Source organism: Delftia sp. BGA-UO-ETr-SB1 (assembly GCF_059567865.1).
The window spans coordinates 1,739,469-1,764,919 of record NZ_JCAQOW010000005.1 but is presented as its reverse complement, the minus strand read 5'-3'; the positions used below and the strand labels follow the sequence as shown (position 1 = coordinate 1,764,919).

26 protein-coding genes are annotated in these 25,451 nt (G+C 69.3%); 8 read left to right on the top strand and 18 right to left on the bottom strand.

Features of this window, described 5'->3' with window-relative positions; all coding sequences use genetic code 11:
* Window positions 1–59: 59 nt before the first annotated feature.
* From AC57B5_RS18165 to AC57B5_RS18150, 4 genes are all read right to left on the bottom strand, one after another.
* Complete coding sequence (locus AC57B5_RS18165; protein WP_016449547.1) at window positions 60–443, bottom strand: roadblock/LC7 domain-containing protein; 384 nt, start codon at window positions 441–443, stop codon at window positions 60–62.
* Window positions 433–981 carry a GTP-binding protein gene (locus tag AC57B5_RS18160; protein ID WP_496400060.1) on the bottom strand — a complete coding sequence of 183 codons (549 nt, stop codon included), beginning with the start codon at window positions 979–981 and terminating at the stop codon, window positions 433–435. Before AC57B5_RS18160 ends, AC57B5_RS18165 begins: the two co-directional genes overlap by 11 nt.
* The gene (locus AC57B5_RS18155; RefSeq protein WP_034389665.1) at window positions 978–1,646 is read right to left on the bottom strand and encodes a hypothetical protein; all 669 of its coding nucleotides are present in this window, start codon (window positions 1,644–1,646) and stop codon (window positions 978–980) included. Before AC57B5_RS18155 ends, AC57B5_RS18160 begins: the two co-directional genes overlap by 4 nt.
* A gap of 436 nt (window positions 1,647–2,082) precedes the next feature.
* Window positions 2,083–3,003: a LysR family transcriptional regulator gene (locus tag AC57B5_RS18150; RefSeq protein ID WP_198820613.1), complete on the bottom strand. Its 921-nt coding sequence runs from the start codon at window positions 3,001–3,003 to the stop codon at window positions 2,083–2,085.
* A 153-nt stretch (window positions 3,004–3,156) separates the two neighbouring features.
* On the opposite strand from AC57B5_RS18150, the gene AC57B5_RS18145 reads away from it, so the two are divergent.
* The 4 genes from AC57B5_RS18145 to AC57B5_RS18130 all read left to right on the top strand — a co-directional run bounded on the left by AC57B5_RS18145 (window position 3,157) and on the right by AC57B5_RS18130 (window position 6,903).
* Entirely contained in the window at window positions 3,157–4,164 is a 1,008-nt protein-coding gene (locus tag AC57B5_RS18145; protein WP_043825478.1) for a Bug family tripartite tricarboxylate transporter substrate binding protein, read from the top strand.
* A gap of 157 nt (window positions 4,165–4,321) precedes the next feature.
* Window positions 4,322–5,923 (top strand): gamma-glutamyltransferase family protein, encoded by a 1,602-nt coding sequence (locus AC57B5_RS18140; protein ID WP_496400059.1) that lies wholly within the window; start codon window positions 4,322–4,324, stop codon window positions 5,921–5,923.
* Window positions 5,924–6,020: 97 nt separating this feature from the next.
* On the top strand, window positions 6,021–6,311 hold the full coding sequence (locus AC57B5_RS18135) for a hypothetical protein (RefSeq protein WP_034366457.1): 291 nt from the start codon (window positions 6,021–6,023) through the stop codon (window positions 6,309–6,311).
* Window positions 6,312–6,321: 10 nt separating this feature from the next.
* Window positions 6,322–6,903 carry a DUF6036 family nucleotidyltransferase gene (locus AC57B5_RS18130; RefSeq protein ID WP_233174748.1) on the top strand — a complete coding sequence of 194 codons (582 nt, stop codon included), beginning with the start codon at window positions 6,322–6,324 and terminating at the stop codon, window positions 6,901–6,903.
* A 36-nt stretch (window positions 6,904–6,939) separates the two neighbouring features.
* Here the strand turns inward: AC57B5_RS18130 and AC57B5_RS18125 are convergent, their stop codons facing one another.
* Genes AC57B5_RS18125 through AC57B5_RS18100 form a run of 6 tightly spaced genes read right to left on the bottom strand, consistent with a single transcriptional unit; the run spans window position 6,940 to window position 13,013 of the window.
* Entirely contained in the window at window positions 6,940–7,581 is a 642-nt protein-coding gene (locus tag AC57B5_RS18125) for a nucleoside/nucleotide kinase family protein (protein ID WP_012202713.1), read from the bottom strand.
* Window positions 7,578–8,447 (bottom strand): sugar phosphate isomerase/epimerase family protein, encoded by an 870-nt coding sequence (locus AC57B5_RS18120; protein ID WP_496400058.1) that lies wholly within the window; start codon window positions 8,445–8,447, stop codon window positions 7,578–7,580. Before AC57B5_RS18120 ends, AC57B5_RS18125 begins: the two co-directional genes overlap by 4 nt.
* Window positions 8,444–9,481 carry an ABC transporter permease gene (locus AC57B5_RS18115; protein ID WP_496400057.1) on the bottom strand — a complete coding sequence of 346 codons (1,038 nt, stop codon included), beginning with the start codon at window positions 9,479–9,481 and terminating at the stop codon, window positions 8,444–8,446. The genes AC57B5_RS18120 and AC57B5_RS18115 overlap by 4 nt, the downstream gene beginning before the upstream one ends.
* Complete coding sequence (locus tag AC57B5_RS18110) at window positions 9,478–10,518, bottom strand: ABC transporter permease (RefSeq protein ID WP_496400056.1); 1,041 nt, start codon at window positions 10,516–10,518, stop codon at window positions 9,478–9,480. The genes AC57B5_RS18115 and AC57B5_RS18110 overlap by 4 nt, the downstream gene beginning before the upstream one ends.
* Complete coding sequence (locus tag AC57B5_RS18105; RefSeq protein WP_496400055.1) at window positions 10,511–12,010, bottom strand: sugar ABC transporter ATP-binding protein; 1,500 nt, start codon at window positions 12,008–12,010, stop codon at window positions 10,511–10,513. The genes AC57B5_RS18110 and AC57B5_RS18105 overlap by 8 nt, the downstream gene beginning before the upstream one ends.
* A gap of 13 nt (window positions 12,011–12,023) precedes the next feature.
* Complete coding sequence (locus AC57B5_RS18100) at window positions 12,024–13,013, bottom strand: substrate-binding domain-containing protein (RefSeq protein ID WP_099752576.1); 990 nt, start codon at window positions 13,011–13,013, stop codon at window positions 12,024–12,026.
* A 177-nt stretch (window positions 13,014–13,190) separates the two neighbouring features.
* Between AC57B5_RS18100 and AC57B5_RS18095 the strand changes: the two genes are divergently transcribed.
* Window positions 13,191–14,210 (top strand): LacI family DNA-binding transcriptional regulator, encoded by a 1,020-nt coding sequence (locus AC57B5_RS18095; protein WP_496400054.1) that lies wholly within the window; start codon window positions 13,191–13,193, stop codon window positions 14,208–14,210.
* A gap of 49 nt (window positions 14,211–14,259) precedes the next feature.
* Here the strand turns inward: AC57B5_RS18095 and AC57B5_RS18090 are convergent, their stop codons facing one another.
* From AC57B5_RS18090 to AC57B5_RS18080, 3 genes are read right to left on the bottom strand one after another with little or no spacing between them, the layout of a single operon-like run.
* Window positions 14,260–15,093 (bottom strand): DUF3037 domain-containing protein, encoded by an 834-nt coding sequence (locus AC57B5_RS18090; RefSeq protein WP_074923592.1) that lies wholly within the window; start codon window positions 15,091–15,093, stop codon window positions 14,260–14,262.
* Entirely contained in the window at window positions 15,090–15,818 is a 729-nt protein-coding gene (locus tag AC57B5_RS18085; RefSeq protein ID WP_017405896.1) for a HipA family kinase, read from the bottom strand. The genes AC57B5_RS18090 and AC57B5_RS18085 overlap by 4 nt, the downstream gene beginning before the upstream one ends.
* A complete protein-coding gene (locus AC57B5_RS18080; RefSeq protein ID WP_496400053.1) occupies window positions 15,799–16,836 on the bottom strand; it encodes a LysR family transcriptional regulator in 1,038 nt (345 codons plus the stop codon). Before AC57B5_RS18080 ends, AC57B5_RS18085 begins: the two co-directional genes overlap by 20 nt.
* A 111-nt stretch (window positions 16,837–16,947) precedes the next feature.
* On the opposite strand from AC57B5_RS18080, the gene AC57B5_RS18075 reads away from it, so the two are divergent.
* The 3 genes from AC57B5_RS18075 (at window position 16,948) to AC57B5_RS18065 (ending at window position 19,865) form a co-directional block, all read left to right on the top strand.
* Complete coding sequence (locus AC57B5_RS18075) at window positions 16,948–18,177, top strand: alpha-hydroxy acid oxidase (RefSeq protein WP_496400052.1); 1,230 nt, start codon at window positions 16,948–16,950, stop codon at window positions 18,175–18,177.
* Window positions 18,178–18,228: 51 nt separating this feature from the next.
* Window positions 18,229–19,215, top strand: coding sequence for a tripartite tricarboxylate transporter substrate binding protein BugE (locus tag AC57B5_RS18070; protein ID WP_496400051.1), 987 nt, complete (start codon window positions 18,229–18,231; stop codon window positions 19,213–19,215).
* 146 nt (window positions 19,216–19,361) lie between these two features.
* The gene (locus AC57B5_RS18065; RefSeq protein ID WP_012202723.1) at window positions 19,362–19,865 is read left to right on the top strand and encodes a carboxymuconolactone decarboxylase family protein; all 504 of its coding nucleotides are present in this window, start codon (window positions 19,362–19,364) and stop codon (window positions 19,863–19,865) included.
* 15 nt (window positions 19,866–19,880) lie between these two features.
* Here AC57B5_RS18065 and AC57B5_RS18060 read toward each other — a convergent pair whose 3' ends face one another.
* The 5 genes from AC57B5_RS18060 to AC57B5_RS18040 form a co-directional block, all read right to left on the bottom strand.
* On the bottom strand, window positions 19,881–20,861 hold the full coding sequence (locus AC57B5_RS18060; RefSeq protein ID WP_180288355.1) for a Bug family tripartite tricarboxylate transporter substrate binding protein: 981 nt from the start codon (window positions 20,859–20,861) through the stop codon (window positions 19,881–19,883).
* 42 nt (window positions 20,862–20,903) lie between these two features.
* Window positions 20,904–22,106 (bottom strand): tricarballylate utilization 4Fe-4S protein TcuB, encoded by a 1,203-nt coding sequence (gene tcuB / locus AC57B5_RS18055; RefSeq protein ID WP_496400050.1) that lies wholly within the window; start codon window positions 22,104–22,106, stop codon window positions 20,904–20,906.
* Window positions 22,107–22,111: 5 nt separating this feature from the next.
* Window positions 22,112–23,536, bottom strand: a complete 1,425-nt coding sequence (gene tcuA / locus AC57B5_RS18050) for an FAD-dependent tricarballylate dehydrogenase TcuA (RefSeq protein ID WP_496400049.1) — start codon at window positions 23,534–23,536, stop codon at window positions 22,112–22,114.
* Window positions 23,537–23,623: 87 nt separating this feature from the next.
* Window positions 23,624–24,586: a LysR substrate-binding domain-containing protein gene (locus AC57B5_RS18045; protein ID WP_012202727.1), complete on the bottom strand. Its 963-nt coding sequence runs from the start codon at window positions 24,584–24,586 to the stop codon at window positions 23,624–23,626.
* Window positions 24,587–24,642: 56 nt separating this feature from the next.
* On the bottom strand, window positions 24,643–25,449 hold the full coding sequence (locus AC57B5_RS18040; RefSeq protein ID WP_496400048.1) for an IclR family transcriptional regulator: 807 nt from the start codon (window positions 25,447–25,449) through the stop codon (window positions 24,643–24,645).
* Window positions 25,450–25,451 lie beyond the last annotated feature (2 nt).

Below are 25,451 nucleotides of genomic sequence, written 5' to 3'. Positions count from 1 at the left end.
GCACCTTCGCGGTGCCTTCTTGCCGGATGCATATGAGCAGCCCTTGCCTGCCTTTGCCATCACGCTTGTTCCAGCGTCCGCACGGCCTCGCGCGACACATAGAGAACCTGGCCCAGAACGGCCTCGCGCGAGGCCACCACGCTGATGACCAGCGTCAGGCCCGGGCGCTGTGCCTGCAGCATGACGATGAAGCCCTCGGCCGCCTCGACCACCACGTTGGCGCAATGCCCGAGCTGGTTCTCCTCGCCGGCGATCATGCCCAGCGCCGCCATCGAGCTGGCCATGGCCGACAGCCGCGCCGTGCTGCCCTGGCCTTGCGCACGGGCGGCCACCTCGAAGCCGTCCTCGGTGCTGACCACGCAGCCACGCACGCCGTGCAACCTGCTCATCAGCGACTGCACCGCCGCCTGGGCTGCAGCCTTCAAGGCAGCGTCATTCTTCATGGGACTTCTCCTGGGCAAGGGCTTCAATCTGCAGCAGCAACAGCTCGATCAGGGCCACCACCTGCTGGGGGTTGCGCACATCGGCCGGCACCACGGGGCACAGCAGGCCGCGCGATTGCAGGTGCACGGCAAAGCTGTCCAGATCAGGCGCTGTGTACTCCTGCATGCGGCATACCGCCACCACGCATGCCGTGCTGCGCAAGATATCGGACAGGCCCTGGACATAGATATCCAGGTCGGCCAGCGGATCGGAGCGGCTGTTGTCGATCAGCAAGATCACGCCCAGCGCGCCGCGCGAGAGGATGCGCCACATGAAGTCAAAGCGCTCCTGCCCGGGCGTGCCGTAGAGGTACAGCTTCTCGCCGTTGTCCAGGGTCAGCTCGCCATAGTCCATGCCGGCCGTCGTCAGCGCCTTGTCCAGGGTGTCATCGGTGTTGCGCACGTCGGTGCTCACGGGGGCGATCTCGCTGACGCAGCGGATGGCCGTGGTCTTGCCTGCGCCTGGAGGGCCGGAAATCAGGATCTTGAGTTCGCTCATGGGCGCGCTCCTGCAAACCGGGCCAGGCGAAGGCGTATGCGTTCGAGCACGCCCCTGTCCGGCGCAGGGTTGCCGGGGGGCGGTGCGGCGGGCGGGCGGGCCGAGGCCCAGCGCAGCAGGCCGGCGGCGTCCAGCTCGTTCAGAAAACCGGCACATATCTCGGGCGGCAGGCCCGAGCGCTGGCACAGGGTCTGCATCGTCGTGGGCTGGCCTGTCAGCAAGGTGGCCAGGCGGATATGGTGGGATCTCGTCAGCAGTTGCGGCGACGGCCAGCGCCGCAGCTGCAGCAGCATCAGCTGATGCTGCGTGTGCAGGCCGCTGGCGTGTGCCTTGGCGCTGGCCGGTTTGCCGTGCACCGACAGGATGCGTGCGCCCATGGTGTTGAGGCATTCCTCCAGCGCATCGGCGCGCAGGGGCATGCTCAGATGACCGCCCGCAGGAAAGGCCCCCTTGGGCTGCCCGCCCACGCGCAGCGTCAACGCGGGCGGGGCGGCAGGCGCTTCGGCCAGTTCGCCATGCGCCACCGTCATGTCCGCCTGGGATTCGCGCCACGTCCAGCGGTGCCGTGTGCGGTGATTCACCATCAGCACATAGGAGCGGAACAGCTTGGCGTCGCGGTCCGACAGGCCATGCAGCATGAAGGTCAGTTCGGTTCGCTCATCCATGCTGTGCCTCCCGCTGCAATTGCCGCTTGCGCCCTCCGGTCTGGTTCGTGTACATGCCTTGCCTCTTGTTTGCAGGTCCGGCGATGGCCGGGTTGTCCGTGTATTCATTCAGGAGCGGGAGTCCAGGGGTTCCGTAAAGGAAGCCCGGCGACAGAGATGCGAATGATAGGAACGGCGCCGGCGGCTGGCTGTCCGGTCGCGCAGGAGAATCCGAATCGGCTGAGGCAGAATCAGAGTAGTCCTATCCGATTCATGCCCGATCCGCTCCCGTCTTCGGTGGACCGATCAGGGCGATGGAGGAATCACGGGTCTGCAGGGCAGTAAAAACCGGAGCTTTCCGAGTTTTGCCCCTCCGCCCATGTTCGGACTGTGGTCTCTTTTCTGGCCGGCCCTGTTTCCGTGGTGTCTGGCGGGCGCTGCCCGCGATGCCCTCCGGTTACCAGGGACCGGGCAACCGCAGCTGCAGCATTTCCAGGAAGGACTGCGCCGCATGCGGCAGCGTGCGGCCGGCCAGGGTCTGCACCTCGATGTCGCGCAGGTCCATGCCCCGGTCGCTGAGCGCCACGGCCACCAGTGCGCCTGTGGCCACCATGTGGCGCGCGGCGATCTCGCTGGCCACGGCCACGGCGGCGCCCTGGGCTGCAAAGTTCAGCAGGGTCTTGCCGTGGTTGCTCTCCATCACCGGCATCAGCATCAGGCCCTGGCGGCTGCAGGCCGCGTCCAGCAACTGGCGCACGGCAGTATCGGCCGGTGTGAGTGCCAGGGGGTGGCGTACCAATTGGGCCAGCGACAGGCGCCGCGCCTGCGCCAGCGCATGGCCGGGGGCGACCAGGGCCACCAGCGGCGCCGCCACGCGGCAGGCCACGGCAATGCCTTTTTCAGGCGCGCGGCTGAAGCACAGGCCGATGTCGGCCGTGCCGCTGCGCACGGCCTCTGGCACGGCAGGCGTGGGCAGCACCATCACCTCGAAGACGATGCCGGCATGCGCGCGCTGGAACGCTGCGCACAGGCGCGGCAGGAACTCGTTGGCAAAGGCGTCGGAGCTTGCGATGCGCACGCGGCCGCTGCGCAGCCCCTGCAGGGCCTCGATCTCGCCCAGCGCGCGCTCGGCGTCCAGGCCGGCGCGGCGCACATGGTCGGCCAGGATCTCCCCGGCCGCATTGAGCACCATGCCGCGCGGGTGGCGTTCGAACAGCGGCGTGCCCAGCAGCGACTCCAGCGCCGCGATCTGGCGGCTGATGGCCGAGGCCGCCACATGCAGCCGCGCCGAGGCCTCGGTCAGCGATCCGCATTGCGCCACTTCGTGGAAGTAGCGCAGCGCGGTGTCCTGCAAAAGAAGGTGGCGGGCGTCGGGCATGTCGCCCCGATTGTCATCAATTTGCCGCAGAGGCAACGCAGGTTTGCAAATTTGCTGATGGCGGCAAAGGGGAGAGGGTTCTACGATGGCCTGTTGCGGCGTTGCTGGGGAGCAGCGGCTGCAGCCGTCCAACCCCTGTCCAGGAGTGTGCCCATGAAGGCATTGCCCAGCGTTTTACTTCCACGCCGCGCCATCGTGGCTGCAGCCTGTGCCCTGGCTGGCGCCATCGCCCTGCCCGCCGTGGCACAGGGCCAGGCGTCCTGGCCCTCGCACCCGGTGCGCCTGGTCGTGCCCTTTCCGGCCAGCGGCGCCACCGACCTCGTGGCGCGCGTGGTGGCGCAGCGCATGTCCCAGGACCTGGGCCAGCAGCTGGTCATCGACAACCGCCCCGGCGCGGGCGGCACCATCGGCACGGGCGAGGCCGCCAAGGCCTCGCCGGACGGCTACACGCTACTGTTCACCACCAGCAGCACGCATGCCATCTCGCCGCACCTGATGACCCGTCTGGCCTACAAGGCCGACAAGGATTTCACGCCCATTGCCGAGATCGGCGGTGCGGCCAGCATCCTGCTGGTCACGCCCTCGCTGCCCGTGCGCAACGTGCAGGAGCTGATCGCCTATGCCAAGGCCCATCCGGGCGCCCTCAACTACGCCAGCAGCGGCAATGGCACCATCGTCCACCTGAACGCGGCGGCCTTCGCGGCGCGCGCGGGACTGCAACTGACCCATGTGCCCTACAAGGGCACGGCCCAGTCCATCACCGACCTGGCCGCTGGCCAGGTGCACCTGCTGTTCGACTCCATTCCCACCGGCATGCCCCATGTGGCCAGCGGCCGCCTGCGTGCCCTGGCCGTGACTGGCGACAAGCGCAGCGCGCTGGCGCCCGACCTGCCCACGGTGGCCGAGTCCGGCCTGCCTGGCTATTCTTCGGTCACCTGGTTCGGCGTCTATGGTCCGGCCGGCATGAAGCCCGAGCTGGTGGCGCGGATCAATCAGGCCTTCAACAAGGCCATCCAGAATCCCGAGGTGGTGGCCAGCCTGGCCAAGCAGGGCGTGGAGGCCGCTTCGCCCCGCACGCCCGCGCAGTTCGCTGCCATGGTGCAGGCCGACAGCGCGCGCTGGGCGCAGGTCATCAAAGACAACAAAATCACATTGGATTGAGTGAAGCACCCCCTGGGCGGCTTTGCCGCTTCCCCCTCTCCTGCGGGAGGGGGACGACGCCCTTGCTGCGGGGCGGCCCTTGCTTGGCGTCCCTGAGCTGGGCCGTGCCTGCGGTTCCTCAAGCTATCGGTGGCGCGTTGGCGCTATGGAAATTGATATGACAAGCACTGTTACGGACTGGACACTTCCCTACGCCTCGCACCGCTCTTCGGTGCTGGGTCGCAACATGGTCTCCACCTCGCAGCCGCTGGCCGCGCAGGCCGGCCTGTCCATGCTGCTGGCCGGCGGCAATGCCGTGGATGCGGCCATTGCCACGGCCATGGCGCTGACCGTGGTCGAGCCCACGGGCTGCGGCCTGGGCAGCGATGCCTTCTGCATCCTGTGGGATGGCAAGGAGCTGCGCGGCCTCAATGCCTCGGGCCGCTCGCCCGAAGCCTGGACGCCCGAGTACTTCGCCGCGCTGGGCGGCATTCCCGAGAAGGGGTGGAACGCCGTCACCGTGCCCGGCGCCGTCTCGGCCTGGGTGGAGCTGTCGCGCCGCTTCGGCAAGCTGCCGTTCGAGCAACTGGCCCAGCCCGCCATCCGCTATGCGCGCGACGGCTTTGCGGTCTCGCCCACCATCGCCACGCTGTGGGCGCTGGGCGGCGCCAAGCTCGGTGACCAGCCTGGTTTTGCCGAGTGCTTTCTGCCCGATGGCAAGGCCCCCAAGGCGGGCGAGGTCTTCCGCAGCGAAGCCCATGCGCGCACGCTGGAGGAGATCGCCGCCACCAAGGGCGAATCCTTCTACCGTGGCGCACTGGCGCGCTCGATGGCCGAGCACGCCAAGGCCTGCGGCGGCGCCATGACCGAGGCCGACCTGGCCGCCCACCAGGCCGACTGGGTCGGCACGGTGTCGCAGACCTTTGGCGATTCGGTGATCCACGAGATCCCGCCCAACGGCCAGGGCATTGCCGCGCTGATGGCGCTGGGCATGCTGGACGCACTGGGCGTGGGCGCCGAGCCGCTGGACGGCGTGGAGTCCGTGCACCTGCAGGTCGAGGCCATGAAGCTGGCCCTGGCCGACCTGCACGAATACAACGCCGACGGCGACCACATGCGCGTCGAATCCGCCCATCTGCTGGACGCCGGCTACCTGCGCGAACGCGCGGCGCTCATTGACCGCGAGCGCGCCAGCGCGCCCACCTACGGCGCACCGCGCCCCGGCGGCACGGTCTACCTGGCGGCGGCCGATGCCAGCGGCATGATGGTCTCGTTCATCCAGTCCAACTACATGGGCTTCGGTTCGGGCGTGGTCGTGCCGGGCACCGGCATCAGCCTGCAAAACCGCGGCCACGGCTTCACCACGCAAGCCGGCCATGCCAACGAGGTCGCGCCGCGCAAGCGCCCCTCGCACACCATCATCCCGGCCTTTGCGATGAACGCCGACGGCACGCCCCAGATGGCCTTCGGCGTCATGGGCGGCCCCATGCAGAGCCAGGGCCACCTGCAGATGGCCCTGCGTGTGCTGCGCTACGGCCAGAACCCCCAGGCCGCCGCCGATGCACCGCGCTGGCGCGTGACGGGCGGCAAGGGCTTGGCCGTGGAGCCGGCCTTCGACGCCGAGGTCGTCGCCGCCCTGCGCGCACGCGGCCACGAAGTCACGATCGAGGAAGGCCATGGCGTCTTCGCCTTCGGCGGCGCACAACTGGTTCTGCGCGACGGCGACCACTACATCGGCGGATCGGACCCGCGCAAGGATGGGGGCGTGGTGGCGTTCTGAGCGCGCGAAAGCCCCAAGGCCTGCCGCGCAGATCGAGTTCGCTTTAGAGTCATGGCATCGAAATCTTGATGCCATGGTGCGAACGGAGGTGGATGCAATGACGGCCAGAGATGATGAATCGGCGCTGCTATCGCGCTGCTCCTTCGTCGCCCGGGAGCGTGCGCAGCCCGCCCAGGACCAGCGCGAAGCCAACGTGTTTCGCCTGGCCGCCATGATCGTCCGTTCACGATTCCCCCAGGAATCTGCGAGCCTGATGCAGGCCAGCGAGCGATATTTCGCCTTGCATCCAGAAGAAAGACTGCCATCGGAAGATGTGGTCAGGCGGGGTTGGGTTCTGAGCCTGCCCCGTCTGCGCGACATGCTCAGCCTTCGGCTGCGTGGGCACTGAGGCCATGTCCATGCTCCCGATTTTTCATACCCATACGGCGCTGGCAGAAGGCCTGCGGGAGCTGTTCAAGCAGTTGGAGCAGCGGCTTGCGCTGGGCCGCCCCTTGAATGTCTATCTGGCTGGCGGCATGGCCGTTCACCTCTACACAGCAGACCGCGTCACTACCGATGTGGATGCGGAATTCGGCGGGCGCGTCCATCTGCCGAACGACCTGATGGTCGAGGTGATGCTGGAGGACGGCACCCCGCAGGTGGTCTACCTCGACACCAACTACAACTCCAGCTTTGCGCTGATGCATGAGGACTATCTGGATGACGCCATCCCTATCGATCTCGGTGTGGACCAGATTCGCGTGCATGTCCTCTCTCCCGTGGATCTTGCCGTAAGCAAGATTGCCCGGTTCGCCGACAACGACAAAGAGGACATCGCGGCCCTGGTTCGGCTCGGGCTGACCAGTGCCGATGCCATAGAGCAGCGCGCAACAAGCGCCCTGGCCGGCTACATCGGCGGACAAGCCATGCTGAAGCTGAATTTGCGGGACGCGGTGGCATTGGCGCGTCGGGAGGAAGGCGGTCGCTCCGGCACCCCCTGAAAGGCCTGGCTGCCGCAACCGTGTTCGCTCCCCCTCTCACCCCCAGCGCAACACCCAATCCGCCCGCCCCCGCGTTGCCGCAATGCGGCGCGCATTGGGCTCGTCCACCTGCGCCACCCAGTCGCGTGCGGCCTGGGGGCTGCGGCCGTGGAGTTCGTGGCGGCGGGTCAGGCGCTCGATGCGAAGGCGGTCGTCCATGTCCACGTACCAGACCTCGTCCAGCAGCGCGTGCACGGCATGCCAGTGCGTGCCCGGCGCATCCTGTTCATCCATCAGCAGGTAGTTGCCTTCGGTGATGACCAGGGGCACGCCTGGCGCGATGGCGATGGCGCCTGCAATGGGCTCCTCGATGGCGCGCCGGAATTCGGGGGCGTAGACCGTTTCACCGGCCACGGGCGTGTGCAGGCGGCGCAGCAGGGCCACGTAGCCGGCCGAGTCGAAGGTGTCGGGTGCGCCCTTGCGCTGCGCGCGGCCTAGGCGCTCCAGTGCGGACTGCGCCAGGTGGAAGCCGTCCATGGGCACGGCCGCCGCCAGCGGGCCCAGCGCCTGCAGCAGGGCGGCGCAGACCGTGCTCTTGCCTGCGCCGGGCGGGCCAGCCAGGCCCAGCAGGCGGCGGGGGCCGGAGCGTGCCAGCGCAAACGCACGCGCCAGGGCTTCGGGCGGCAGGATGGCCGTCATGCGCGTGCCTGCTGCGCGCTGGCCAGCGCGCCGGCCATGAAGCCGCGTGCGTGCAGGGCCAGGTCCATGCCGTCTTCCCACATCGGGCGCCAGATGGCCAGCGCGTTCGACAGCTGCTCGTTGACGATGGCGGACGAGAAACTCTCGAAGGTGACGGTGCCCTGGTAGCCGATCTGCGCGAGCGCACCGAAGAACTGCGCGAAGTCGATGTGGCCCGCGCCCAGGTAGCCGCGGTGGTTCTCGCCGATGTGCACATAGCCCAGCCGCTGTCCGCAGGCCAGCACGGGGGTGGCGAGGTCGGTTTCCTCGATGTTCATGTGGTAGGTGTCCAGGTGCACGCAGACATGGGGCTGGCCGACTTCGTCGATGAACTCCAGCGCCTGCGCGGCCGTGTTCAGCAGATTGCTTTCGTAGCGGTTGACCACCTCCAGGCCCAGCGTGACGCCGCGCTCGCCCGCGAAGTCGGCAATGCGCCGCACGGCCTCGATCGCGTTGCGCCGGCCCCGTGGCGTGCAGGGGTGACCGTATTTCGCCATGGCGCCGTAGAGGATGCCGCCGAAATAGCGCCCGCCCAGGCGCGCCGTGATGTCCACGCCCTCTTGCAGCAGCGCCAGGCCGCGCGCGACCACGGCGGGGTCTTCGCTGGAGACATCGGCCTCGAAGGTCAGCCCGCGCGAGCAGCCCACGCCCAGGCCGTGCTCCTGCAGCAGATCACGCGTGAGCGCCAGGTCCATGAGCCGGGGGCCGTGAAGGGACAGCTCGACCAGGTCGTAACCGGCCTGGCGCGTCTGCTCGATCACATGGCGGGTGGAGGCCGGCGACAGGTCGCCGGCCCATACAAGGGCGTGGATGCCGAGGGGGTTCATATGGGCTCCGGGTGGACGCTGCGAGAGCGTGAAGGGGAGGGTTCGGCGGGTGCCCGGGCACGGCCCCGCCAGCGCGCGAGCAGGTGGCGCGCGGCCACGGCGGCGATCATGGTGGCGCCCCACAGGGCCTGCGTGAGCTGGGCATTGGCGCCCAGCAGGTTCACCCCGCTGGACAGCACCTGCAGGATGAGCAGTGCGACGAACAGCCCCGACACCCGGCCGAAGCCGCCCATGGGATCGGTGCCGCCCAGGATGGCCGCAAGCACCGTGACCAGCAGGTAGGACTGGGCGTAGCCCGCGCTGGCCGAGTTGAAGCGCGCCATCATCAGCACGGCCGCGATCCAGCACAGCAGCGTGGACAGGGTGTAGACGCCGATCAGCACGCGGCGCGTGTCGATGCCCGCATGGCGCGTGGCCTCGGCATTGGAGCCGACCATGCAGATGGCCAGCCCGTGGCGTGTGCTGCCCAGGTACAGGCCCACCAGCAGGCACACGGCCTCGAAGATCCAGAACGGCAGCGGCAGGCCCAGCCACTGGGCGGAGCCCAGGGCCTGGAAGGTCTCGGGAAAGCCTGCAATGGGCTTGCCGCGCGTGAGCCAGACGCACAGGCCGTTGATCAGCGACATGGTGCCCAGCGTGACGAGGATGGGATGGGCGTTGACGCGCGCCACCAGCCAGCCGCTGGCCAGGCCCACCAGCAGGCTGGCGAGGGCGCCCACGGTCAGTGCCGCGGCGATGAGCAGGCCCTCATGGCCCGACAGGTCCAGGCCCAGCGCCGACAGGCCTCCCACCAGTACCCAGGCCATGGCCAGGCCCGCCATGTTGGCGCTGGCGACCACGGCCAGGTTGATGCCGCCACTGACCAGCGGCAGCATCTGCGCCAGTGCCAGCAGGCCCAGTTCCGGGATCTGCAGCAGCACCGATTGCAGCGTGCCGAGGGTGGCGAAGCTGCCGGGCAGCAGCAGCGTGAACACGGCGCACAGCAGCGCCAGCAGCGCGATCAGGCCCAGCGGCGCGCCAGGGCTGCGGTTCATGGCGCGGCCCCCGCCAAAGGCGCTGCAGGAGTGGCGTCAGCGCTGCGCTGCTGGTTGCGTCGCTGCGTGCGCCGCAGTCCCGTTGCGGCCGCGCAGGCCAGCACCACGGCGCCCAGCAGCACCTGGAAGAAATACGGCGACACGCCCAGCAGGTTCAGCCCGTTGCGCAGCACGGCCAGCAGCAGCACGCCCATCAGCACACCGCTCACGCTGCCCGTGCCGCCGAACAGGCTGGCGCCGCCCAACACGGCGGCCGCGAGCACGAACAGCTCCGTGCCGACCAGGGCGTTGGGCACCGACTCGCCCACGCGGTGCGCCTGCACCAGGCCTGCGATGGCCGCCATCATGCCGAGCCAGCCATAGGCCACGCCCTGGATGGCGCCCAGCCCGATGCCCATGCGGTGCGCGGCCTCGGGGTTGCCGCCGAAGGCGTACAGGCGCCGCCCCAGCGCGCTGCGGCCCAGCAGCAGTGCGGTCAGCAGGGCGGCCGCAGCGGCCACGGCGATGGGCAGGGTCAGGCGCACGGGGTCTGCGCTGTCGGTGCCCGCGAAGCGGGCCAGCACCACGGAGTCGCTCCACCACGACGGCAGGTCGTAGATGGACCGTCCGCCCGTACCATGCATCAGCAGCGCGAAGTACAGGTTCAGCGTGGAGATGGTGATGATGATGGAGGTGGCGCGCAGGCGGTGGATGAGCAGGGCGTTGAATGCGCCCAGCGCCAGTCCCGTGGCCAGGCCCAGCGCGATGCTGGCCGCCGGTGCCCAGCCCAGGCGTGTGGCCGCGAGGGCCGCAAGGTACTGCGCCACCGTGGCCGTGGCGGCAAACGAGATGTCGATGCCGCCCGCGACCAGCACCACCAGCAGGCCCACGGCCATGATGGCGGTGACCGATGCGCCCTCGGCCACGTCCATCCAGTTGCCCAGCGTCCAGAAGCCCGGCGCCAGGGCGCCGAACAGCAGGGCCATGGCGGCAATGGCCAGGCCGAGCCGGGCCACGGGGTGTTGCAGCAGCGCGTGTGCGTGTGCGTGTTCAGGCATGGACGGCCTCCTCGATCTGGCTTTCGGAATGCACCCCCGGCACGAACTCGCCGGCCATGCGCCCGCCGCGCATGTGCAGCACGCGGTCGCAGTGGGCATGGACCTCGGCCACCTCGTCCGAGATGACGATCACCGCCATGCCCTGTGCGGCGAGCCTGTGCACAATCTCGAAGATGCCCTGCCGGTTGCCGATGTCCACGCCCACGGTGGGCGAGTCGAGAATCAGCAGGCGTGGCGCGGTCGCCAGCCAGCGGGCCAGCACCACGCGCTGGGCATTGCCGCCGGACAGCTGGTGCACGGGCGCGTCCAGCGCGGGCAGGCGCATGTGCAGGCGGTCGCGCCACTGGGCCGCAGTGGCGGCGCGGCGACTGGCGGGCAGCCAGCCCAGCGGGCCGGACAGGCGCGGCAGCATGGCCAGCACCAGGTTGTCCTGCACGGACTGGCGCAGGTTCAGGCCGATGGACTGGCGGTCCTCGGGCACATAGGCAATGCCCGCGGCCATGGCGTCGCGGTTGCTGCGCAGCGCCAGCGTGCGGCCGCCCAGGCGGATGCTGCCGCGATCGGGCCGGCGCATGCCGAACAGGCCCAGGGCCAGCTCGGTGCGGCCCGCGCCCAGCAGCCCGGTCAGGCCCAGGATCTCGCCCTCGCGCACATCGAAGCTCACGTCCTCGTAGTCGCCGTCGCGGCCCAGGCCGCGCACTTCCAGCAGCGCGGGCGCGGCGGACATGTCGCGCGCATGCAGGCTTTCCTTCAGTTCCTGCCCGGTCATCAGCGCGGCCAGTTGCCGGCCCGACAACTGTTCGGCGGGCCAGGTGCCGAGCTTGCGCCCGTCGCGCAGCACGGTGACGCGGTCGGCGATCTCCATGACCTCGTCCAGCTTGTGGCTCACGAAGACGATGGCCATGCCATCGGCCTGGAGCCGGCGCACCACGGCCAGCAGCGCATCGACCTCGGCGCGCGTGAGCGAGGCCGTGGGCTCATCCATGAACAGCAGCCTGGCCCGGGCCGCCATGCCCCGGCAGATGGCCACAAGCTGGCGGCCCGCAATGGGCAGGTCGCCCACCCGCGCATCCAGCGGCAGCGCGATGCCCAGGCGCCGCATCACGGCCTGGGCCGCCTCGCGCTGGCGCCTGCGGCGCACGGGCGCCCACCAGCGGCCCATGGCCTGGTCGAAGGCAATGTTCTCGGCCACGCTCAGGTTGGGAAACAGCGACAGGTCCTGGTAGATCACCTGGATGCCCAGGGACTTGGCCAGGGCCGGGTCCAGCCGCTGCACGGGCTGTCCGCCGATGTCGATGCGCGCGCCCGGCTGCGGCGCATGCACGCCGCTGAGCACCTTGATCGCCGTGCTCTTGCCGCTGCCGTTGCTGCCCATCAGGCAGTGCACTTCGCCGGGCATCACGTCCCAGTCCAGCGCATGCAGCGCCGTGGCGTCGCCAAAGCGCACGGTGACCGCCTGCATGCGGACCAGTGCCGTTGTGGTGGCATCCATGGCAGCGCGCGGCTCACAGGCCCAGGTTGACCAGCCGGTCTATGGTCTGCCGGTTGATCGGCTCCAGCTTCTGGCCCTGGATGTTGCGGCGCTCGCGGTCCACCTGCACCTTGCCCAGGCCCGGTATCTCCATGCCGTCTGTGGGCTCGCGGCCGTCGATCAGCATCTTGCCCACATGCACGATGACCTCGCCGGCCAGCGCGGGGTTCCAGATGAAGCCCTCGCGGATCACGCCATCGCGCACCAGCTTTGCGCCCTGGCCCGGCGAGAACGAGCCCACCACGGCAATGCGCTCGGCTTTGCGCGCATCGGCCACCGCGCGGCCCGCGCCAATGGGGCCCTGGCTGCCGAAGGCCAGAAAGCCCTTGAGGTCGGGATGGGCGCGCATCAGGTCCTGGGCGCTGCGGTAGGAGTCGTCCAGGCTCTCGGCCACGCCGAAGCGCTCGGACACCAGCTGCATCTTCGGCCACTGTTTTTTCTGGTGGGCGATGGCCGTATCGGCCCAGGCGTTGTGCAGCGGCACGGTCAGCGAGCCCACGAAGACGACGTACTTGCCTTCGCCACCCATGGCCTTGGCCAGGCTGTCCATGTGGCGCTCGCCAAATCCCGCGACGCTGCTCAGCTCGATGTTCCAGTCGGCGCCCTTCTGGTCGGGTGACTCGTGCGTGAGCACCTTGATGCCCGCGCTGCGCGCACGCCGGAACACGGGCTCCAGCGCCCTGGCATCGTTGGGCACCACGGCGATGACCTTGCTGCGGCGCGCGATCAGGTCCTCGACCGCGCGCACCTGCTGGGCCGCATCGGCCTCGGTGGGGCCGACCATGCCGCTGGAGATGCCCAGCTCGCGGCCCGCCTTGCGGATGCCGGTCTCCATGGCGTTGAACCACGGAATGCCCCCGACCTTGGCCACCACCGACACATCCTCGGCGCTGGCCGCGCCTGCCAGCACCGCCAGGGTGAAGGCCAGCAGTGCCCTCGAGAACCGGCTGAATCCATGGAACATGGCGCTCCTCCCTGTGTTTTGCACAATCGATTGCGCAAACTATAGACAGATGGACTTCCATTGCCGATGCGGGATTTCCCGGGCCGCTGCTGCGTGCCGGTGCCGGTCCGCCCGAATCGCTGCCGCAGCGGCTACGATGGCCGCCGAGCGCTCCCGTCCCAACCCCTGCAGAGCACCGTGAACCGCCCCCGAACCTCCACCATCTACGACCTGGCCGAACTGGCCGGCACCTCGGCCTCGACGGTCAGCGCCATCCTCAACGGCAGCTGGCAGTCGCGGCGCATCAGCGAGGAGACCGCGCGCCGCGTGCAGCAGCTCGCCCAGGAACACAGCTTTGCCGTGAACCGCCAGGCCAGTGGCCTGCGCCGCCAGCGCTCGGGGCTGATCGGCATGGTGATTCCCACGCACGAGGACCGATTCTTCGGCGCGCTGTCCCAGGCCTTCGAGCGCATGGCCCATGGGCGCGGCCTGTGCCCGCTGGTGGTCAGCACGCTGCGTGACGGCGCGCTGGAGGTGGAGACCGTGCGCTCGCTGATCGCCTTTCGCGTGGAGCACCTCATCGTCACGGGCGCCACCCGGCCCGACGCCATCAGCGCCGAATGCCGCCAGGCCGGCGTGCGCCATGTCAACGTGGATCTTCCCGGGAAAAAGGCGCCCTCCGTCACCAGCGACAACCGCTGGGGTGCGGCCGAACTCACACGCCTGCTGCTGGCGCGCTCCAGGCCCCCGGCAGGTGCGCCGCAGGACGCCGTCTGCTTTCTGGGCGGCGTCCGCAAGGAGTACGCCACCGAGCAGCGCCTGGCCGGCTTTCGCGAAGCCCTGGCGCCCCACACGCCGGTGGCGGACGAGCACATCCTCTGCTGCGGCTACGACCCCGAAGCGGCCCGCCTTGCCATGGCAGCGCTCTACCAGCGCCTGGGCGGCCTGCCGCGCGCGCTGCTGTTTTCATCGGGCATCACGCTGCAAGGCGCCATCCGCTTCCTGCGCGCACTGCCCGATGCGGAACTGGCGCAATGCAGCTTTGGCAGCTATGACTGGGACCCCTATGCCGAATGCCTGCGCTTTCCGGTCCACATGGTGCGCCAGAACGTCGAAGGCCTGATGGCCGAGGCCTTCCGCGCCATCGATGGGGACGGCTTGCGCGCGGGGCAGGTGGTGCAGGTGCGGCCGCAGTTGGTGGAGTGGGGGGAGGGCTGACCGCTGGACGGCGCTGTGCCCAGTAAACGCGCGGTCGGCAGGGCTGCGCCTAGTGCTGCGCGAATTCCTTGATACTCTGCATGGCGGACTGGCCTTCGCCAGCCACCACGATCACCTTGTGGTGCTCGAGCTCCCGCATGATGTCCTGGCTGACTTCCCTGTGAGCCTGCTTGTCCTGTGGAGGCAGGTTCACGTTGACGAGGATGTCTCCGGGCAATTCACGCTGCCGGATCAGTCGCGCGATCTTGCCGGTCCAGACGTCGCCATGCGCAGCAATGTCGTTGGCATCGCTTTGGCCCAGATGCAGGGCCTTGATGATCTTGCGGGGCTTGTCGCCCACCGTCTGCACGAAGTCGAACCGGGCACTGACGTACTCGTTGCCTATGCGCGCCGGCCTGAACGGCGCATCCAATTCGAGGCCGCCCAACAAAGCCCTCAGGCGTTCGTTCATCGTGCGTTCCACGTACTCGGGCGTGGCAAAAGCATGGTCGACATAGTGGTCGAACTGCTGCTGCAACTCCCGGGCCGGATCCTGGGTGAGCACCACTCTGGCGGGGCTGAAGCGCACAATGGCTTCACGTGGCTGCTCGAGCGCGGCCATCATCCCCCTCAAAGCATCTGTCTTCGCCTGCGGCGCCAGGCTGTGGGCGAGGGTCTCGAGCCGCGACAACTCTTCCTCCACGGCCTTGACTGCGCTCTTGTAAAAATCCCTGTCAAGCGCATCGAAGAAATCGGTGACGCGCTTGGACTTGCGGCTTTGCAGCAGAAAACCGAAGTACCCGCTTTGCGGGCAGGTCAGCACAATGCCGACGTTGGCGAACTCGCCGGTCTCGGCATACGGGACAAATTGGACTATCGAATAGCGGCAGGCAAGAGGCTTCATGTGAACCTCCAAAAGTCGGGCGATTTGCACTTCGCAAGCGTCGCGGCAATGGCATTGATGTCCACCCTGGCGGGGATGTCGCATTCCGGGTTGTTCCAATGCCATTCCGGTGGAATATTGTCGCAGGCAAAGCGGAAAACGGCATCCATCGCCTCGGAAAGTTGATCCTGTAGCCGGTCGCGCGACACAAGATCTGTCTTCTGCCAGCAGCCTCTGAAAATGTGATTCTCGATAAAGGTTGCGGCGTCCAGATGCGGGTCGAAGGCGAGGTTGTGGTCGATGACCACCAATGCGCTGCGATGCGCATCCCACAGCAGGTTGGAGTTGCCGTCCATGCGGTCCACGTTCTGTACCCACCAGTCGAAGGCGAGGATGTTGGCCTGCAGGTCCTGCGGTACATGCAGGATCTGGGCTTTGTCGAACCAGGTGCATCCGGGATGACGCTGCGAGCCGAACGCTATGCCGCAGCCCAATTCACGCCATGGCCTGGGCGCCTCGTCCAGAAGTTCCTGGCTGACATGCAGCAGCTTGAAGGGCGGCAGCGGCAGGCCCAACTGCACGGCCAGATGCGCACAGATCCACTCGTTGCACAGGCTGGACCGATCCGTCTGCCGTCCTTTGACGTAGTAGGTCTGGCCATCGTCGGCCCGGCACAGAAACGGCTTTTGCGCGCCTTGCTCGGAGCGGCCCTGGATTTCAATGACTTCAGCGATGGCAGGCGGCATCTTCGTCTGTGTCGTACAGGTTACGGGAGGTCTGCTTCCACGTGCCATCTTGCCCGATTTCGGCTGGATGGCCTTTGCTGCGAGTGTGATGCGGCGAGGCGTGCGGCCCTGACCCCAACAACCCCGGCATCACCGTGAAATCCACTTGCGCCTGCGCCAGTTGCTGCATGGCCGGGATCAGGGCGCGGGCGTCGCCGCGCCGCCATTGGAAGGCGTAGTGCAGGGGCGCGAGGGCGGCCTTGGGATGGGCGCCCCCGACGGCGCGCAGGCCCAGGGCGGCGATCCAGCCGGTGGGCAGGAAGCCCACGCCCAGGCCGGCGCGCAGCATGCCGGCCACGGCGCCCCAGCTGTTGCACAGGATGCGCTCGCGCACGCTGGCGCCCTGGGCGAGCAGCCAGTCGTCCAGCAGGCGCGTGGTGCCGGCCTGCGGGGGCAGGGTGACCAGTGCATGGCGCTGCAGCAGGGCCGTGGCGCCCAGGCGGCCCGCGCCTGCCAGGCCGGGGGCCACGGCCCAGGCAAAGCGCGCGGCGCCCACGGGGCGGGACAGCAGGCTGCTGCGCGAGGAGCGGCCCGCGATGACGGCAAAGTCCAGCTCGCCGTCGTCCAGGCGCTGCTCCAGCACGCCGCCCACGTCCACATGGGGCTCCAGCACCAGTTGCGGATGGGCCTGGCGCGCGGCGGCCACGAAGGCCGGCAGCCAGGTCAGCGCCGACAGGTCGCCCACGCCGAAGCGGCAATGCCCGGCCAGCGCCTCGCGCGTGTCCAGGGCCTGGCCCAGCGCGGCCATGGCGTTGAGCACCTCCAGCGCGGCGGGCAGCAGGCGCTGGCCGGCGTCGGTGAGCACGGCGCGGTGGCCGCTGCGGTCGAACAGCGGCTGGCCCAGCGCGGATTCCAGTTCCGTGATGCGCTTGGACAGCGAGGACACGGACAGGTGCACGCGCTGCGCTGCCGTGGCGAAGTTGCTGCAGGTGGCGGCCCACCAGAAGGCTTCGAGCTGCTTGACCGAGGGTGTGGACATGGGTTTGTCATTGGCAAAAAGCGAACAAGTGCATTCTAAATAATCCACTTTCATTCAATGGGTCCGCGCCCTACAGTGGCGCCGGTTCCTGAACATTCCGAGGTCCGCACCATGGCCGCCATCGCTTCCTCCTCTGCCTCCACGCCTTCGGCATCCGCCCTGCCGGCGCCGCGCGCCCCGGCCGTGCTGCGCCGCATGCTGTCGCTGCATGATTTCGAGGGTGCCGCGCGCCGCAGGCTGCCCCGGCCCATCTTCGGCTACATCGCCGGGGCGGCAGAGGACAACGCCTCGCTGCGCGACAACCGCGAGGTGTTTGGCGAATGGGGCCTGACCACGCGCGTGCTGGCCGATGTGTCGCAGCGCTCGCAGGCCGTGGAGCTGTTCGGCGAGCGCTATGCCAGCCCCTTCGGCATTGCGCCCATGGGCATCAATGCGCTGTCCACCTACCGGGGCGACCTGGTGCTGGCGCGCGCGGCCCAGCGCGCGGGCATTGTGTCGGTGATGAGCGGCACTTCGCTGATCCCCATGGAGGAGGTGGCGCGCGAGAGCCCGGCCACCTGGTTCCAGGCCTATATCCCCGGTGACCAGGCCCGCATCGACGCGCTGATCGACCGCGTGGAGCGCGCAGGCTTTCGCACCCTGGTGGTGACGGTGGACATACCGATCTCCGCCAACCGCGAGAACAACATCCGCACCGGCTTTTCCACGCCGCTCAAGCCCAGCCTGCGCCTGGCCTGGGACGGCATGGTGCGCCCGGGCTGGGTGGCCGGCACCTTCCTGCGCACGCTGCTGCGCCACGGCATGCCGCATTTCGAGAACTCGTTTGCCACGCGCGGCGCGCCCATCATGTCGTCCAGCGTGATGCGCGATTTTTCGGCACGCGACCACCTGAGCTGGCGCCACATCGAGGCCATCCGCCGCCGCTGGAAGGGGCCGCTGGTCATCAAGGGCGTGCTCAGCGTGGAGGACGCGCTGCAGGCGCAGCGCGTGGGGGCCGACTGCATCGTGCTGTCCAACCATGGCGGGCGCCAGCTCGACGGCGCGGTGTCGGCCATGCGCATTCTTGAGGACGTGGTGGCGGCCCTGGGGCCGGACTATCCCGTGCTGATCGACGGGGGCTTCAGGCGCGGCTCCGATGTGCTCAAGGCCGTGGCGCTGGGCGCGCGCATGGTGCTGGTGGGCCGGCCCTTCAACTATGCCGCCGCCGTGGGCGGCGAGGCCGGCGTGCTGCACGCCATCGGCCTGCTGCGCGACGAGGTGGACCGCAACCTGGCCATGCTGGGCGCCTCCTCCTGCGGCGCGCTGGACCGCTCGCACATCGTGCGCCGCGCATCGGCCTGACAGAAACCTCCACCGTCCGTTCAAAACACAGCCATTCCCAGGAGACATTCCATGAACCACTTCGCTTCACGCCGCAGCCTGTGCGCCCTGCTGCTGGCCGCAGGCGCCGCACCGGGCGCCATGGCGGCCGATGCCGGCGCCTATCCCACGCGCCCGGTGCGCCTGATCGTGCCGTTTGCGGCCGGCGGCACCACCGACATCGTGGCGCGCGCGATCGCGCCGCGCATGGCAGAGGCCCTGGGCCAGCCGCTGGTGGTGGACAACAAGGGCGGCGGCGGAGGCGCCATCGGCGCGCACGAGGCCGCGCGTGCCCAGCCCGACGGCTACACGCTGGGCGTGGCCACCGTGTCCACCACGGCCACCAATCCGGCCATCAACCCGCGCCTGCCCTACAACCCGCTCACCGATTTCACGCCCATCACCAACATTGCGGCCACGCCCAATGTGCTGGCCGTGCATCCGGGCTTCAAGGCGCAGAGCTTTGCGGCCTTCGTGGAGGAGGTGAAGAAGAACCCCGGCAAGCATGCCTACGGCACGGCGGGCACGGGCTCCATAGGCCACATGCTGATGGAGCTGATGTCCAGCCGCTCGGGGCTGTCGCTCACGCATGTGCCCTACCGGGGTTCGGGCCCTGCGCTCAACGATGCGGTGGCGGGCCAGGTGCCCATCGTCTTCGACAACCTGCCCTCGGCCCTGCCCTTCATCAAGGCGGGCCGGCTCACCGCGCTGGCAGTGGCCGCGCCCGAGCGCCTGGCCCAGCTGCCCCAGGTGCCCACCTTCAAGGAGCTGGGGCTGGAGCCGGTCAACCGCAGCGCCTTCTATGGCATCTACGGCCCCAAGGGGCTGTCGCCCGAGATCGTGGCGCGCCTGCATGCGGCCGCCCAGCGCGCGCTGGCCAGCCCCGAGGTGCGCCGCCAGATCGAGGACACGGGCTCGCGCGTGATCGGCAACCGCCCCGAGGAGTTCGCGCGCGAGATCGCGGCCGAGAACGCCCTGTACCGCAAGATCGCCACGGAGCGGCGCATCGTGGCGGACTGAGCGCCAGCCAGGGCGGGAATGGGGGAGGGGGCCGGGGCTGCGAAAAAATTTTCGCCAACGCTGTCACAACGCGCACGCCCCGCGCGTCTTGAAGGTATGGGCCAGCCATTCCGGCCGGCTGCTACATCCCTCAAGGAGTGTTTTCCATGACCGCTTCGTCTTCCGCTGCCACCGGCGCCCGTCCTCTTGCCGCCCCCACGCCGCGCCTGAACTTCCAGGCCGTGGCCCCCGAGCTGTACAAGGCCCAGGCCGGCATCAACGCGCTGCTCAACCAGTCCAGCCTGGGCATCCAGCTGCTGGAGCTGGTGTTCCTGCGCGTCTCGCAGATCAACGGCTGCGCCTTCTGCGTGGACATGCACACGCGCGAACTGCTGTCCCGGGGCGAGGACCTGCAGCGCATCAACAGCATCGTCACCTGGCCCGAGGTGGATTTCTACGACGGGCGCGAGCGCGCTGCCCTGAACTGGGCCGAGCGCTGCACGCGCCTGAGCCAGGCCCATCCCGAGCAGCAGGACTTCGAGGCGCTGCGCCCGCATTTCAGCGAGCGCGAGATGGTGGAGCTGACCTATGCCATCGGCAGCATCAATGTCTGGAACCGCCTGTGCGCGGGCTTTGCAGCGCCCGTGGCACGCAAGCCCATCAAGCTCTGAACGCCTGCAAGCCGCTCACTCCGCCGAGAGCTTTCGTTCCTTCACCAGCCGGCCCCACTGCTCGTACTCCTTCTTCATGAAGGCCGCGAACTCGGCGCGCGTGGTGGGCTGGGGGGTGAGGCCGTGCTTGTTCAGCGCCTCCTTGACGCCAGGGTCATTGAGTACCTTGACGATCTCGGTGTTCCAGCGGTCCAGCATCGGCTTGGGCGTCTTGCCCGGTGCCACGAAGGCATACCAGTTCAGCGCCTCGAAGCCGGGATAGCCGGCTTCGGCCACCGTGGGGATGTCGGGCATGTACGCCGGGCGCGTGAGGCCCGTGGTGGCCAGCGGGATGAGCTTGCCGGCCTCGATGTGGGGCAGGGCCGTGGGCGGCGCGGCGAAGTAGCTGGTCACGCGCTCGCCCAGCAGGTCCTGCAGCGCGGGCGCGCCGCCCTTGTAGGGCACGTGCACCATGTCGATGCCCGCGCGCTGGTTGAACAGCTCGCCTGCCAGGTGGGAGGCCGAGCCCGCGCCCGTCGAGGCGTAGTCCACCGTGCCCGGGTTCTTCCTGGCCTTGGCCACGAACTCGGCCAGGGTCTTCACGCCCGCGCCCTTGTGCACCACCAGCACGTTGGGAAAGTTCACGCCGCCCGAGATGGGCGCCAGGTCCTTGAAGGGGTCGTAGGGCAGCTTCATCAGGTGCGGCGCAATGGTCAGCGGCCCCACCGAGCCGAACAGCAGCACCGAGCCGTCGGCCGCCGCATTGGCCACCTGCTGGTGGGCGATGTTGCCGCCCGCGCCGCCCTTGTTCTCCACCACCACGCTCTGGCCGATGTTCTCGCCCAGCTTCTTGGCGATCAGGCGCGCGGCCGCATCGGCGGCGCCTCCGGCGGCGAAGCCCACGACCAGGGACACGGGCTTCTTGGGAGGAAAGTCCTGGGCCTGCGCACTGGCGGCCAGTGCGAGCAGGGAGGCGGCCAGGGCGGTGGCGTGCAGGAAGTTGCGCTTGTTCATCATGGGGTTGTCTCCGTCATTGGCTGGGAATCGGGGCGGATGCGGCTAGTCGGCGCCCAGCCCGATGGGGCTGGGCTGGCGCTTTTCGGTGTTGTGGCGCAGCAGGGATGCCGTGCGGAACACGCCGTGCGCGAACTTGCCGTAGGGCAGGGTGGCGAACAGGGCGATCACCGCGCCCAGGTGCAGGCACAGCAGCAGGGCCAGGGCCGGCGTGCCGCGGCCCAGCCACAGCGCCATGCCGCTGGCGGCGACCAGGAACAGCAGGGCGATGAAGCCCAGGTCCATGGGTTTCTGGCGCGCGTCGCCATGCATCGGGTGGCGCCTGCGGTTCAGGCGCCACAGGCCTGCAGTGCCCAGCATGAGGCTGGTGCCGCCCACGGCGCCCAGCAGCTTGGGCAGGCTGGGGAATTCGTAGGGCGCGGCCCAGCCGAACAGGTAGTGGTAGACCGTGGCCAGCGCCGTGGCCGCAAAGCACAGCATGAATCCGTAGAAGGTCAGGTGGTGAAAGCGCCTGCGGCTCAGGGTGTAGGCATCGTCCTCGTTGTGGCAGCCCTCGCCGTGGCCGCCGTCCAGGTATTTGAGGCGCAGCACGTCGTGCGCGGCCTCGGCCGCCGCCGGCGTGCCCACGTCCACGCCGCCGGTGGCGGGCTTGACGTCCTTCCAGAAGCGGCGCACGCCCATGGCCAGTGCCAGCACCACGAACAGGAACACGGGCGCGAAGATGCCCACCAGCAGGTTGTGCGGGAACAGGTTGTAGAAGTTGGCGCCCAGGTCGGCGCCCCATAGCCGGCCCAGGCCGCCCTGCAGGGCCACGGCCAGCACCAGGAACAGCGACAGGCCTGCGGCCAGGGCCAGCGACAGCGTGAGCCCGTTCCTCTGGTACAGGCGCCCCAGGGCGGGCGGCCAGGCGTAGTCGGCATAGGTCTGGCCGCGCACCTCGGCCATGGCCTTGGGGATGTTGATGGCGAACTCGTGAGGCGGCGCGTACTGGCAGGCATGCAGGCAGGCGCCGCAGTTGTGGCACAGGTTGGCCAAGTAGTGCACATCGGCCTTGCCGAACTCCAGCCGCCGCGTCATGGCCGGGAAGACCGCGCAAAAGCCTTCGCAGTAGCGGCAGGCGTTGCAGATCTGCAGGGCGCGCGCCACCTCGCCTTCGGCGGCCGTTTCGGTGGAGACCGGCAGGATGGGGATGACCCGGCCGGCGGCCAGGTCCTGGGCTTCTTGGGCCAGGGCGTTCAGGGTCTGCATCTCGGTCAAGCCTTCTCTGTCACTGCGCCGCGCACGGCGGGTTGGCCCGCGGCGGCCAGGGCTGCGTTGCGGCCCGCGATGCGGCCGAACGCCGTGCCGATGGACATGCCCACGCCGGCCGTATAGCCCTTGCCCAGCACGTTGCCGGCCATCATTTCGCCGGCCACGAACAGGTTGGTGCTGGGCTGGCCGGCAAAGCGCACGGCCGCCGTGTCGTCGGTCTCCAGGCCCAGGTAGGTGAAGGTCACGCCGGGGCGCAGCTGGTAGCCGTAGAAGGGCGCCGTGTCGATGGGGCGGGCCCAGTGGGTCTTGGCGGGCACCAGGCCCTCGGTGTGGCAGTCGTCCAGCGCCGTGTGGTCGAAGTGGCCGACGCGGCAGGCGCCGTTGTAGGCATCCAGGGTCTGCATGAAGCGTTCCTCGTCCAGGCCCAGCTTGCGTGCCAGCTCGGGCAGGGAGTCGGCGCGCACGCCCGGGAAGACCGGCGGCATGAAGCGGCCTATGGCCTTGGAGTCGATGACGGACCAGGCGGTCTGGCCCGGCTGCTGGGCCACCAGGCGGCCCCAGATGGCATAGCGCTTGGGCCAGAAGTCCTCGCCCTCGTCGTAGAAGCGCTCGGCCTCGCGGTTGACCACCACGCCCAGCGAGACGCAGTCGATGCGCGTGCAGATGCCGCCGTCGTACAGCGGCGCGCGCGCATCGATGGCCACCATGTGGGCCTGGGTGGGGTCGCCGATGCGGTCGGCGCCATGGTCTTCGAGCAGGTGGCGCAGCAGCACGCCGCGGTTGAAGGCCGTGCCGCGGATCAGGAAGTTGTCGGACGGCCACTCGCCGCGTGCGTTCTGCCCCCAGGCCTCGCGCAGCCACTCGCGGTTGGACTCGAAGCCGCCCGCCGCCAGCACGCAGGTCTTTGCGGTGATGCGCTGCTCGCCCACCCAGGCGGCCTTGAACTCGCCGTCCTCGATCTCCAGCCGGTCCACGGGCGACGCGTAGCGCACCTGCACGCCCAGCCGTTCGGCGCTGCGGTAGTAGGCATTGACCAGGGCCTTGCCGCCGCCCATGAAGAAGGCATTGGTGCGCGCCACATGCAGGGCGCCCGACAGCGGCGGCTGGAAATGCACGCCGTGGCGGCGCATCCAGTCGCGGCAGGTGGAGGAGGCACGGATCACCATGCGCGCCAGGTGCTCGTTGGTGATGCCGCCCGTGACCTTGAGCAGGTCCTGCCAGAACTCCTCTTCGGGGTAGGCCTCGACCAGCACGTCCTGGGGCGCGTCGTGCATGCAGCGCAGGTTGCGCGTGTGACCGGAATTGCCGCCGCGCCAGTCGCGCGGCGCCGCCTCCAGCAGCAGCACGCTGCGGCCTGCCTCGCGCGCCATCAGGGCCGCGCACAGGGCGGCATTGCCGCCGCCTATGACCAGGACATCGGGGTCCATGGAGTTCTCCTTGCATTCGCCATCGTGGGGATTGCGAATGTAGGGAGAACGCCGCGCGGCGGGCAGGGGCCCGCCGGCATGGGGGTATCAGTCTTCGTGATGGATGAGGGCCGTGCCAGCCCAGGCGCCGCCGCGCAGCAGCTGGCGCACGCAGTCGATCAGCACCACGCGCGCGGCCAGGGCGGCGGGCGACAGCTCATCCTCGGACAGGCTGCACAGCAGGTTGGTGCGCAGGGCATCTTTGTCCGTGATACGCGACCACTCGAAGCGCTGCGCGGCATCGGCATAGCGGCCCATGGAGGCCCAGGGCTGCACCGTGCTGCCCAGGCCTGCATCCACGGCCGCCATGACCATGGACAGCGAGTCCACCTCCAGCACCAGATGCGGCGTGAAGCGCGCCTGCGAGAAGGCCGTGTCCAGCGTGCTGCGCAGGCCGTGCAGGCCCGTGGGCAGGATCAGCGATTCGCCGGCCAGGTCGGCCAGCGCCATCTGCGGCGGCAGCGGCTCGGGGTGGTGGCCGCGCGCGCGGATCAGGAACAGCTCCTCCTCGATCAGCGGGTGCACCTGCCAGCGCCGCCCGCCTGCGCGGGCCTGACCGCCGTGCAGGCGGGCGTCGAACAGCACGGCCATGTCCAGCGCGCGCGCATTGAGCATGTCGGTCAGGTGGCCGGACATGCCCTCCACCATGTGCAGGCGCACATCGGGGTAGCGCGCGCGCATGGCCTGCATCATGGGCAGGCCCAGCATGGCCGAGGTGGTGGGCGCCAGGCCCACGCTGACCGAGCCCGACAGCCGCGCCTGCTGCGCGCTGCGCACGGCCTGCTCGGCATGGCGCAGCGTGAGCTGGGCCTCGCGGAAGAAGGCCACGCCCGCCTCGGTGGGCACCACGCCGCGCGGCGTGCGCTGCAGCAGCCGGGTGGACAGCTCGCTTTCCAGGCGGCTGACCTGCTGGCTCAGCGCGGACTGGACCATGTCCAGGTCCAGGGCGGCGCGGCTCATGGAGCCCAGTTCGACGATGCGGACGAAGTAGCGGAGTTGTCTCAGTTCCATGGGGGCGGCGCTCGTGGTGTGCAGCGCCGATTGTCGGTGCAGACCGGGGCTTGGCCTCAGATGCCGCGCGGCAGCAGGGCCGCCAGGGCCTCGCCTATCGAGCGCGCAATCAGCTTCTGGCGCTCGCCGGGCATGCGCTCCAGCGTGGAGGCCACGCTGACGGCGGCCACGGGCTCGCCTTCGGCATTGCGCACCGCCATGCCCACGGCCAGCACGCCGCGCGTGGCGTGGTTGCCGATGACGGACCAGCCGCGCTGGCGCGTGGCCTTCACCAGCAGGGCCATGCGCTCGGGCGTCATGCCGCCGTACTGCTCCAGCACGGGCGCGTTGGCCGCCATCGCGGCCTGCACCTCGGCATCGGGCAGGGCGGCCAGCAGGGCCAGTCCCGCCGCTCCCACGCCCAGCGGCTGGCGCGTACCCACCTGGATCACCAGGATCTGCACCGGATGCGTGCCCACATGGCGGGCGATGCAGTGCGATGCCGCGCCTTCGCGCACGATGGCAAAGGCCGCATCCGCGCAGCCCGCGCTCACGCGCTCCAGCACGGGCTGCAGCCGCACGGCCATGTTGGGCTGGCCCGCGCTGGCGGCCGTGGCCGCCAGCCGGTGGCCGGCCGCATAGCCGAAGCGCCCCCTGTGCGCCACATAGCCGCTGTCCACCAGGGTGGACAGCAGGCGGTACACCGTGGCGCGCTCCAGCCCCGTGGCGCGGCACAGGTCAGCGACGCGCAGGCCTTCGCGGCCAGCGGCCAGCACGGCGTCCAGCACCTGCAGGCCACGGCGCAGCGTGCGGCTGCCGGCATCGTCGGCGGAGACTGAAATGTCCGCTGGCCGGACGTTTGGATTGGTGCTGCGCGAAGGCATGG